General features: G+C 50.4%; 8 protein-coding genes. 2 read left to right on the top strand and 6 right to left on the bottom strand.

Going from position 1 to position 10651, the window contains the following annotated elements; genetic code table 11:
• Positions 1-217: 217 nt before the first annotated feature.
• The 6 genes from MKY12_RS10620 to MKY12_RS10595 form a co-directional block, all read right to left on the bottom strand.
• Entirely contained in the window at positions 218-1135 is a 918-nt protein-coding gene (locus MKY12_RS10620; protein WP_339313724.1) for a carbohydrate ABC transporter permease, read from the bottom strand.
• 15 nt (positions 1136-1150) lie between these two features.
• Positions 1151-2068: an ABC transporter permease subunit gene (locus tag MKY12_RS10615; RefSeq protein ID WP_339314849.1), complete on the bottom strand. Its 918-nt coding sequence runs from the start codon at positions 2066-2068 to the stop codon at positions 1151-1153.
• Between the two features lie 97 nt (positions 2069-2165).
• Positions 2166-3848: an ABC transporter substrate-binding protein gene (locus tag MKY12_RS10610; RefSeq protein ID WP_339313722.1), complete on the bottom strand. Its 1683-nt coding sequence runs from the start codon at positions 3846-3848 to the stop codon at positions 2166-2168.
• 133 nt (positions 3849-3981) lie between these two features.
• Positions 3982-5706 (bottom strand): sensor histidine kinase, encoded by a 1725-nt coding sequence (locus MKY12_RS10605; protein WP_076073747.1) that lies wholly within the window; start codon positions 5704-5706, stop codon positions 3982-3984.
• Positions 5707-5714: 8 nt separating this feature from the next.
• A complete protein-coding gene (locus tag MKY12_RS10600) occupies positions 5715-7274 on the bottom strand; it encodes a response regulator (protein ID WP_339313721.1) in 1560 nt (519 codons plus the stop codon).
• 107 nt (positions 7275-7381) lie between these two features.
• Positions 7382-8734 (bottom strand): glucuronoxylanase, encoded by a 1353-nt coding sequence (locus MKY12_RS10595; RefSeq protein WP_339313720.1) that lies wholly within the window; start codon positions 8732-8734, stop codon positions 7382-7384.
• A gap of 240 nt (positions 8735-8974) precedes the next feature.
• Between MKY12_RS10595 and MKY12_RS10590 the strand changes: the two genes are divergently transcribed.
• Together MKY12_RS10590 and MKY12_RS10585 are read left to right on the top strand one after the other, a co-directional pair.
• The gene (locus MKY12_RS10590) at positions 8975-9841 is read left to right on the top strand and encodes an AraC family transcriptional regulator (RefSeq protein WP_339313719.1); all 867 of its coding nucleotides are present in this window, start codon (positions 8975-8977) and stop codon (positions 9839-9841) included.
• 151 nt (positions 9842-9992) lie between these two features.
• Positions 9993-10493 carry a GNAT family N-acetyltransferase gene (locus tag MKY12_RS10585; RefSeq protein ID WP_339313718.1) on the top strand — a complete coding sequence of 167 codons (501 nt, stop codon included), beginning with the start codon at positions 9993-9995 and terminating at the stop codon, positions 10491-10493.
• The last annotated feature ends 158 nt before the right edge of the window (positions 10494-10651 follow it).

The raw sequence follows: 10651 nt of genomic DNA, 5'->3' as shown, positions 1-10651 counted from the left end.
CACGATTCATTTTAAAATAACACTAAAACACTTTGATTTTTAACGATATGAGAACTTCATGTTAAAATCATGTATCCAGCTTGCCACTGCTTGTCGTTGTGCTATCAGGGAGATGCCTCCCGGATGTACAAACGGCTGCACCATCCTTGAACAAGGAAGGTGCAGCCGCTTCAGCAAAAAATCGTATCTATATAGTCCGACATAACCATACCCGCAATCAGCCCTTTACGCCGCCGACCGTCATCCCCTGCACGAAATATCTCTGCAGGAACGGATAGACTACCAGAATCGGAACACTGGCGATGATCGTCATCGTTGCCCGCAGCGAAGTAGGCGTTACCCTCACAGCATTTTCTGCGGATTGGTACGCGTCTACCGCCCCTGCGGTCGCAGAGGTGTTGGTGGTCTGCAGGATTTTCATCAATTCGTATTGCAGGGTACTTAATTTAATATTGGAGGAATTGTACAGAAAGACGTCGAACCACGAATTCCATTGCCCCACCGCGACGAACAAGGATACGGTTGCCATTGCGGGAATGGTGAGCGGCAATACCACACGGATAAAGGTAGTGAATTCTCCCGCACCGTCAATCCGGGCCGATTCCAGAATCCCTTCGGGAAGGCCTTCGATGAAGGAGCGGATAATGATCATATTGAACACCCCGATCACCCCCGGAACAATATAGACCCAGAAGGAGTCTGTCATGCCCAAATTACGGATCAGCAGATATCCGGGGATCAGGCCTCCGCTGAAATACATGGTAATGACGAAGAAAAGAGTGACAAACTTGCGCAGCACAAACTCCTGGCGGCTGACGGTGAAGGCCAGCATTGCTGTACAGAAGACCGACACCGCCGTACCAATCACGGTGCGCAGCAGTGAAATTAAGGTCGCGTGATAAATCTCCGATTCTCCGAAGATATATTTATAGTTGTTAAAGGTCCACTCGCGCGGCCACAAATAAATACCGCCTCTCACGGCATCATTGGCATCGTTGAAGGACACGGCGATCATATTAACAAAGGGATACATCGTGACAATCATCAGACAAATCATAAAGATTACATTGCAGATATCGAATATCCGGTCCCCCGGACTGGAGTTCCGTAAGCGGGACGCTTTACTTGATTGCATGACATAAACCTCCTTTTAGAATAATCTGCTTTCTCCCATTCTCTTGGCAATATGATTGGCGGAGAAGAGGAAGATAAAGCTGACTACGGTTTTGAATATGCCTGCTGCGGTCCCTAAGGAAAAGCTGCCCATTCCCAAACCATATTTCAGAACAAAAATATCCAGGTTCTCCGAGTATTCCAGATTCATCCCGTTCCCCAGCAAATATTGCGGCTCAAATCCGGATTCAAGAATGTTACCCAAATTCATAATCAGCAGGATAATGATCACCGGCTTGAGTCCGGGAAGCGTAATATTGAGCATCCGCTGAAAGCGGCCCGCCCCGTCGATTTCAGCCGCCTCATATTGAGAAGGATCGATTGCTGTAATCGCTGCCAAATAGATAATGGTGTTCCAGCCTACGTCTTTCCATACCTGGGTTCCCGCGAGAATCCCCCAGAAATAATTTCCTTTCCCCATCCATAGCACCGGTTTGTCCAGGAGATGCAGCTTCGTCAGCAGCAGATTCACGATCCCGTCCGGCGATAACACGGTCAGCACTATGCTTGACGCCACAACCCAGGAGATAAAGTGCGGCAAATAGCTGATGGTCTGAACCACACGTTTAAACACAATATTTTTAAGCTCATTCAGTAAAAGAGCCAGCGTAATTGCGGTTACGAAGCCCAGCACCAGCTGAAGGGTGCTCATCACCAGCGTGTTGCGCAGCACCCGGTAGAAGGTGCTGTCTTCAAACAGAATCCGAAAATGCTTCAAGCCCGCCCATTCCTGCTCGGAAAAGCTCCTGGCCGGCTTGTAGTTCTGAAAGGCCATGGTCCAACCCCAAATGGGCAGGTATTTAAACACAAACGCCCAGATTACGAATGGAATACACATAAAGGCCAGCGTTCTCTGCTGGACAAGGCGGCTAATGAACAAACTGGTTTTATTTATGCCCCCTCTATTATTCTTAAGGCTTGGGGGTACAGAATTCACTGGTTTCTCCACTTGATCTTACTCCCTTCCGGCTCCCTGCTGATTAATCTCTAGATCACCATTTACCGGCGACGCGGTCCTGTACCTTTTGAGTAATGAAGTCCTCATAGGTCTTCTTATCCAGCTTGTTGAGCTGATTCATGTAATCGTCCCAGTTCTTGCCGAAGTTGGCCGGTGTGTCCAGAATCATCGAAGGCAGGTGGTTCCGCTGGAGATCATCTGCTTTGGTGATGAACATCTGCTGGGGCGATCCCTGTTCAAGGGCAATCGACCACGCGGGGAACCATGATCGCTCGTCCGGATTGCTGAACAGCTCACTGAAGGTCTTCACCCCATATGCTGCAAGGAGCTTCTTGTCACCCTCCGTGTAGCTGAAGGTTGCCACCTCCGGCTGGCTGCCGGGACCATAGGCGTTGCCGTCCTGAAGAACAGAGGCGTTTCCATAACGGGGCCAGCTGTAATTGAAGTAGTCGAACCCGAATTTCATGCTCTTTTCAGGATCTTCATGCATTTGCCGTTGTTCATCGTTGGCATACGTGAAGCGGCCGTTCTCGTCAACTGCATAGCTCTGGTCCTTGATGCCCCACTGGACCAGAATCTGATTCTCTTCTTTCAGCAGGTTATCGAAGTACTTGATAATGCGGACCGGATCTTTGGCTTTGACGGTAATGCCAACCCCGTAATTGTTGACAAAGCCGGGAGGATCAATATATTGATCCTTCGTTCCTTTATCGAACACGATGGGCAACGATACATACCGTTTATCATCATTGCCGGCTTTCTTCAGATTGTTGGTTGCGTCCCCAACCTGCCAGGAGTAGCTGAAATAACCGAGGACGCGTCCGGAGGTCAGCTTCGCCAGATACTGGTCCTTGTTCATGGTGAAGGACTCCGGATCAACCAGCCCTTCGGCATTGGCCTCATTCAGCTTCCCGATCCACCGCTTCTGATATTCAGAGCCCGCCACCAGCTTAGCCTCATGGGTCTTCATGTCTATGATGGAGCTGCCGTCGTTAGGTGAGCCTGCCAAGTGCATGGCCGGATTCTGGAGGGTATAGAAGCTGCCCTGCTCACCGGCAAGAGTAGCGAAACCGATGGTATCCTTGCCCTCTATCTGAGGGTGCTTTTCCTTGTACTGCTTGATCAGGTCGAAATATTCATCCAGAGTGGTGATTTTAGGGTAATTGAATTCCTTCAACACGGAACGCTGGATATAGAACCCCGTCTGGAAGTTAGGCTCGGACAGGTAACCGATATTGGCTCCGTAAGGGAAGAAGTAGATTTTACCGTCCTTCTGTCTGAATTTATCAAAATAAGGGCCATAAACACGCTTGATGTTGGGTCCATACTTCTCAATCAGATCATCCAGCGGAATGAAGGCCCCTGCTTCCATCAGCTTGGCCATTTGGCCGCTGGAATCAATAATGTCAGGATAATCACCGCTGGCAATCATCACTCCAGCCTTCGTATCCCCATCGCCAACCAGATATTCAATGTTCCAGTCCACGCCGGTTTGTGTCTGCAGCTCTTTCCCGATCATGGTCTCACTGCCCAGGACCTGCTTCTTCGGCCCGCCAAAGCTGAAATACTTGTACGTAACCGCTGCGTTATCTTCTTTTCCTTGATCCGTGGTACTGTTCGCTGCACTGTCAGACGAATTATTGCTGTTACCGCAACCTGCCAAAGTCGCCGCCAACACGAGTGCCAAACCAGCGGTCATAATCCTGCTTTTTAACATTTCGACTAAATCCCCCTTATGATTCTTAAATTCCTTCAATGCTGTAAGCTCTTTCAATATAACAAGTAAACGCTTTCTTGATTACCCAACAAACCATACCTCATACTTAGAAAAACATATCCAAGTACATTCCTCATCCCGGCTTCTCTTCCATAACAGGAAGCGAAATTTCAATAGATGTCCCCTCCCTGTAGCGGGCATTCATTGAAAAAGCAAAGCCCTCCCGATAACAAAGCTTCAGACGGCAGTATGCGTTCTTCATCCCGACATGCTCGCCGATATCGTCGCCATCCTGCAGATACCGGTGAAGCTCCTCCAGCTTGTCTGAATCCATGCCGATCCCGTTATCCTGGAATCTGAAGATCAGCCTGTCCGCCTGCAGAGTGACTGAGATTACGATACTCCCCTTATCCGGACTTGATTCAATGCCATGGATACTGGCATTCTCTACGAACGGCAGCAGAACCATCTTGGGAATCCGCAGGCCGAGTGCTGCCGGTTCAGCAACAATGCTGTATTCCAGCTTGTCACCGAACCGGTATTGCTGGATCGTGAGGAAGCTCTCAATCAGCTCCAGCTCCTCGCGGACGGTAACATCGTTATGACTCCAGGAGAGCGATTTGCGGAACATTTTGGCCATATGCTGGATGATCTTCGCGGTCTCCTTCTCCCCCTTGATGATGCTGCGCATACGGACCGATTCCAGAGAATTGAACAGAAAGTGGGGATTGATCTGGCTGTGCAGGGCATGAAGCTGGGCCTGCTGCTGCTTCAGCTCCAGATTTTTCTTCTGAATATCTGCCACATAGACCTCATTGATCAGACTGTTGATCGTCTCGGTCATCCGGTTGAATTCGGCGGTCAGCTGTCCGATCTCATCTCTGGCATCTTCCGGGGGAATTGTCTCGAAGTTCTGCGCCTTCACCTTCTTCATATGCCGCAGAATCCGCACCAGCCGCACATGAATGGACCTCGACATGACGGCTATGATGATCGTTGGCAGTACAAAGTTGATGCATGCCAGCCATATAACAAAGGACCGCGACTTGCGGACCTCCTTCAGCACGCTTTCCTCGTCCATCACGCCTTTCAGGGTCCAGCCCTTTAGATAATTAATGTCACTGTACGCTTCATCAAAGATCCGAGAGCTGCCAGGAAAGCTGATCTCATGAAAATAAATATCCTTCGTGAGGTTCGCCGTCACATTCCCGAACTGTACTCTGCCCTGAGGGTCCACCAGATAGACCTGGCCGTCAAATCCGCTTCCCTCAAAAATCTGGTGAATCTGCTCCATATTCAGGTCAATCTTGACGAGCTGCTCGAAGCCGCCGGTATTGTAATTATTCAATCTCTGAATCAGGCTGAACTTCTGGTCTGTATAGATAAAGGTTGGATAGGAAGCAGAGGAGGCCAGGGAACGGGTATACCAGCCGGACTTTCGGATCTCGCCGGTTAACCGGTCCATATAGCCGGAGGCTAAGATGGTGGGATTATCCGTATATACCTGATACCAGCGGACCCCCTGCATATTCTCATCGGCAAGCGCGCCCCTCAGGTAGGAATTGAAGGTATCCACATAGTCTTTCTGGCTGGTGAATTTACGGGTAATGGTTTTGTTGAAGATGGAATCGGTATACAGGGAATACGAAAGTCCGACCCCCTGATCGATTGTCACCCGCAGGTCGTTTTTCAGATTATTCAGTGCCATGTCCGCATCGCGGATTTTTTGATTACGTATATTGGATGTGGTCACGTTATAGAACACTACATTGGTCAGTACGATAGGAATGAACACGGACAGCATATACATCAACAGCAGCTTGTCGCGCAGCTTCAGGTAATTCAGGAAGTTCTTCATAGGCCCCCCTATTCTTTGCCGATCAGCATATTCCGGTATTCAGACGGCGTCAGCTGTTCCAGCTTTTCAAATTGGGTTACGAAATAATCAGCATTCTGAAAACCGACCCTGCCAGCAATCTCGTACATTCTCAGATCGCTCTGCCGAAGCAGCTTCTTGGCTTCCTGCACTCTAAGCTCCAGGAGATATTCATTGAAATAGACGCCGTAAGTCTTGCGGAACAAGCGCCCCAGATAGACTGCATTCATATAAAACATGGCTGCGATGTTCTTCAGGCTGATATTCTCATGGTAATGGGTGTCAATGTACTGCTTGATCGGTTTGATTCCGCCCAGACTGTTCAGCTTGCGGAGCCGTGCAATAGATTCCGCTGCTTCTTGTATAGCCTGCTGGAAATGCTCCTGCAGCATGGCCAGACTCCACTGCCTGTGCCCCCGTTCAGCCAGCTCCTTCAGCCGGAGAATTTCCGCTTCGGTGCCGTCCATCTCCTTGATCACGCCAAGAATACCTGCCATACACCGGGCGAGGGAGCTGCTCACGGCTTGCGGGGTGAAGCGCTGCTCATGGAATAACGTGAACATGCCGTTCACGGTTTGCTGATAGTCCGTCATGTTGCCCTCCTCCAGCTCCAGAATCAGCTTGCTTGCCAGTACCGGATTCATATCAAACACGTACAGTGCTTTATCCTTAATCTGTGCATATGTAATGACTCCAGTATTCTCGGCATATTTGTGCCTGGCTGCTTCGTTAGCCTCTGAATAAGAGCGGTGGACATGGGCCAGCGTGTCAACAGGATCACCGGCATACAGGCTCAGCTCCATATATAGCCGCCCCGCGAGGGCTATGCGAAGCCGCTCCAAATGAAGCGCAAGACCTCCACATCCGCCTTCGATCCGGTCCGTACAGAACAGCATCCCGAAGGTCCCCGGCTGCTGTTCCAGGACAGGAATGCCGGCACCTCCCACCTCTGGGGAGTACAGCGCCTCCTGGAATTGCTTCAGGGTGGTTGGCTTGTCCTGCCCCCCTCCCGCATGAATCTCGGTCATGGTGTAGAGAAAGCCGCCCACTCCTTCCAGACCCAAGGCTGCTGCATAAGGTTCGGCCTCCTCCGGCTGGAGACTCTCCTGCACGAGCGCTTCCATGATTGCACTGGTCGTAAGATCATCATTAGTCAGCGAGGCAATCCGCTTCCTGCCCATGGCATACGACAGCTTGCGCAGCGCAGCGGTCATCTCCTCTTCATCTATGGGCTTCAAGATGTAATCATGAACCCCGTAGCGCAAGGCCTGCTGCGCATAGTTGAAATCGTGGAAGCCACTGATAATGATGAAGATCAGAGGAAGTCTGGCCTGTGCATACACACTGCGGATCAGATCCAGCCCGTCCAGAGTAGGCATGCGGATATCCGTAATCACCAGGTCAGGCTCCAGCTGTTCAATCATCTCCAGCGCTTCAGCGCCATTATTGGCCTCTCCCACAACGCTGAATTTCAACGCTTCCCAAGGAATGATTTCAAGCAGCCCTTTGCGAACATACACCTCATCGTCTACCAGCAACACTTTGAACACGATACCCCTCCTTATATTCTAAAAAATCCCGGCCCGCAAACGCACTGTACAAGCTGCTGTTTACAGGCCAGGATAAGGTTGCTTATGGAAACTGGAGTGAATGGTTTCTATTCTGCAACGATTAATGTAGTGTCGGCTTCGACTTCGGTGTCGGCCTCATAAGTAGTATCCGTTACTGAGCTTTTGCTGCTTCCGAGTGTGGCTACGAAGGTAGTTACACTAAGAGCCGGGAGTTGGGCAGTGAAGGCACCATTCGACACATTAATGTTAGAGCCGGCGGCTACCTTGCGGTTGGCGTCTGTGGTCCATGGGGACACACTCGATGCGGAGCCATTTTGCAGGACGAACCGCTGGCTGACCGCCGAATTGCTTTTATTAATAGCGACAATCACTGCCTTGTTACTGCCCTTGTAAGCCGAGACATAGACATTGGTGTTAGGGTTCTTCGTAGCATCAACTCTTACATAACCCGGGCGGACGAACTTGGAGAACTGGGCCATGCTGTCCCCGCGCTTACTGATACTGCCGTCTTCATTCATCGGGCTGTATTGGCGGCGGATATACCACCATACATAAGCCTGGAAATCCCCTTCCACCAGCGCATTGTGCATATGGTAGGCTACTTCCAGCGCTTCCGGCCACAGGTTGGCCGAGTTGTTATTGCTGTTCGGGTAATAGACCTCGGTCATCCACAGCTCTTTGCCTGCACCCTTCTGCTTGAAGAGCGGATAAGCGAAGTTGTTCACCTGAGTTCCATACAAATGTGCCCCCAGAATGTCCATATTGGCCAGCGCCTGGGAGTCATTCAGAATCGGGTCAGACATATTCTTCAGATATTGGAAGGACTCAGGAGCAATGACCCGGCAATTGATGGAACCGGCATAATTCTTCATAAAGTTCAGGACTTCGGCAGGTGTCCACCAGGTCCAGGTCTCGGCATAGTCCGGTTCATTCTGTATCGAGATCGCATACAGGTTAACCCCGTTATTCTTCATGTATGTCACGAAGTCATTCAGATGCTGGGCGTATGCGCCGTATTTATCATATCTGAGCCGCTTGGCTGACGTATTCCCATTGTGGTTGAAGGTCTCCGTCATACTTGCAGGAGGATTCCAGGGTGAAGCGAAGACGATGGCTCCCTTGGCAACGGCCGCCTTGGCCGTGTCCAGCTCCTTAGACCAGTTGTTCTTGTTATCGTCCACAGAGATTCTCAGAATGGATAATCCCAGCTGGTTCGCTCCGTTGCCGAAGGCGGTCTCCCGCTGCGCGGCCGTCAGATCGCCGATCCAGACCGGGTGGTTGATGCCCCCGAATCCGCGGATCACCTGCTTCTGGGCGGACAGATTGACCGTCACATCGCTGGCTGCTGAAACTTTGGGCGGCGGTGGCACCACCAGCATAGACAACATAGTTACCGTTGCCAGCAAGGTACATAGTGATTTTTTAAACGTTGATTTCATTGCTTCATCTCCTTATTATATGATTTCTGCACAACATTCCTGCCGAATTCTGCCTCTGGTCGCACCCCCTGTCTAATCGAAGCGGCAGCTGTACCCTGTACAGGCTCGTCCTTTTTCCTTGCAACACTTGCAAGCGCTTCCTATTCCTGTATTATATTAAATAGTTGCTATATCGTCGTTGCATATCAGCGATACTATATTGCGCGGATACCGATAATCCTTATATATCCAATTAAAGGAATGGATGCCATGGAGCAGCTTGCCCAGTATGTGTTCTCCCCGATCCCCGAAGAAATAATCTGCTTCCACAAATCAACCACCACGGAGCAGCTCAGCCCGGCTCAGCCTTACCACCGGCACGATGCCTACGAAATCTACCTGTTCCTGAGAGGCAATACCTATATGTATGTGGAGCAGTCCTGCTACAAGCTCTCCCCCGGCGATCTGATTCTGATCCGTCCAGGTGAGATGCACCGCTGTGTCTGTGCCGACAACCAGACCTATGAACGGATCGGGCTGAACCTGCGAAGATCTGCCCTGCGGCGGCTGTCCAGCAGCCGTACGAACCTGTTGGCCTGCTTCAACGCCTTTCCCTCGGGGCTGAACACGCTGATCCGGCTCTCCCGCGACCAGTGCGCCTTCTATTCCAGACTCGCGGACCAATTGATCTATAGCCTGCACTCCGAGGAGTACGGTCAGGATCTGCTGGCCGATTCCTATGCCACCCGGCTGCTTGTATTCATCAACACTCTGCAGCAGTCCTCTGCCGCTCTGCCGCATAATCTCATGCCGGAGCTTGTCCGCCGGACGATGGCTTACATCGAGGAGCATCTGCTCGAACCGATCTACTCCGCCCAGCTGGAGCAGGAATTTCATTACAGCGGCAAATATATAAGCCAGCAGTTCAAAGAGCACACGGGACTTACCGTCCGATCCTATATCGTTAACAAGCGCGTCTCCCTGGCCATGAGCCACCTTACCTCCGGCAAGAGTGTCGCGGCCGCCTGCGAGCTGTCCGGCTTCAGCGATTACGCCAACTTCATCCGCAGCTTCACCAAGGTGGCCGGCATGTCTCCGGGCAGGTACCGGGCCAGTATGCTGCCGTAAGTGCCCGGGCATTCTTTTGAAAAAGGTAACGTTAGTTATAGCTGTCTTTTCACCTTACGTTCGACGTAATGTGTGATACTGTATCGTTAGGGTAGCAAAGGTCCCCGTCAAACAAAGGGCACTGAAAAGAAGATAATATATGGGGGTTAAGATGAAGGCGACAATTCAACAAATAACAGAAACAAACAAAGAACCATTTGAGAACTTATTTAATTATTATCTCTATGAGCTTTCTGCTTACTCACAGGAGGATATTGGAGCAGAAGGTACATTCGAAATGGAAGATATCTCGCCATATTATAGGGACGAACGGTTGTATCCTTACTTCATCACGTTTAATGACAAAATCGTTGGCTTTATTCTGGTTACCTCTCCTCCTTATGTTGCAAAGGAAGTAGACTATTCAGTGCAGGAGCTATTTGTATTGCCCAAATACAGAGGCACGAATATAGTCAAAGATGCTGTCATGCAAATCTTCCAACTGCATTCTGGCCGCTATGAGGTGGGGATGTTCAAATCGAATGTAAAAGCTGTTAAGTTCTGGACGAAGTTGATATCAGCACTTGAAATTCCGGTCTTCGTAGAAGATGGTTCCACTGAAATTCAAGGAAATGCAGTGCAGACGATGGGTATGAAATTTACGATAGCTTAATTGGAGCTGTCCCTGAAGCCATGAAACGGCTGCTTGGGATAGCTCTTTATGCTGGAGTAGATTCAGCGTAAGCATTTGGGGGAGTGGGACGCTCCATGCGCGCCAGCAAATGTATGCTGTTTTTCGCATACATTCAGGCCTCACGCCTGCGCGTCAGC

The sequence above is a fragment of the Paenibacillus sp. FSL M7-0896 genome (genome assembly GCF_037975415.1).
Taxonomy (GTDB): domain Bacteria; phylum Bacillota; class Bacilli; order Paenibacillales; family Paenibacillaceae; genus Paenibacillus_AQ; species Paenibacillus_AQ silagei.
The sequence above is the reverse complement of the archived record's forward strand: the minus strand, read 5'-3'. Positions and strand labels throughout refer to the sequence as shown.

What these genes read in the sequence shown, in the direction of transcription:
- MKY12_RS10620 (WP_339313724.1), bottom strand. Translation starts at nt 1,135, where the DNA reads ATGCAATCAAGTAAAGCGTCCCGCTTACGGAACTCCAGTCCGGGGGAC.
- MKY12_RS10610 (WP_339313722.1), bottom strand. Translation starts at nt 3,848, where the DNA reads ATGTTAAAAAGCAGGATTATGACCGCTGGTTTGGCACTCGTGTTGGCG.
- MKY12_RS10605 (WP_076073747.1), bottom strand. Translation starts at nt 5,706, where the DNA reads ATGAAGAACTTCCTGAATTACCTGAAGCTGCGCGACAAGCTGCTGTTG.
- MKY12_RS10595 (WP_339313720.1), bottom strand. Translation starts at nt 8,734, where the DNA reads ATGAAATCAACGTTTAAAAAATCACTATGTACCTTGCTGGCAACGGTA.
- MKY12_RS10590 (WP_339313719.1), top strand. Translation starts at nt 8,975, where the DNA reads ATGGATGCCATGGAGCAGCTTGCCCAGTATGTGTTCTCCCCGATCCCC.
- MKY12_RS10585 (WP_339313718.1), top strand. Translation starts at nt 9,993, where the DNA reads ATGAAGGCGACAATTCAACAAATAACAGAAACAAACAAAGAACCATTT.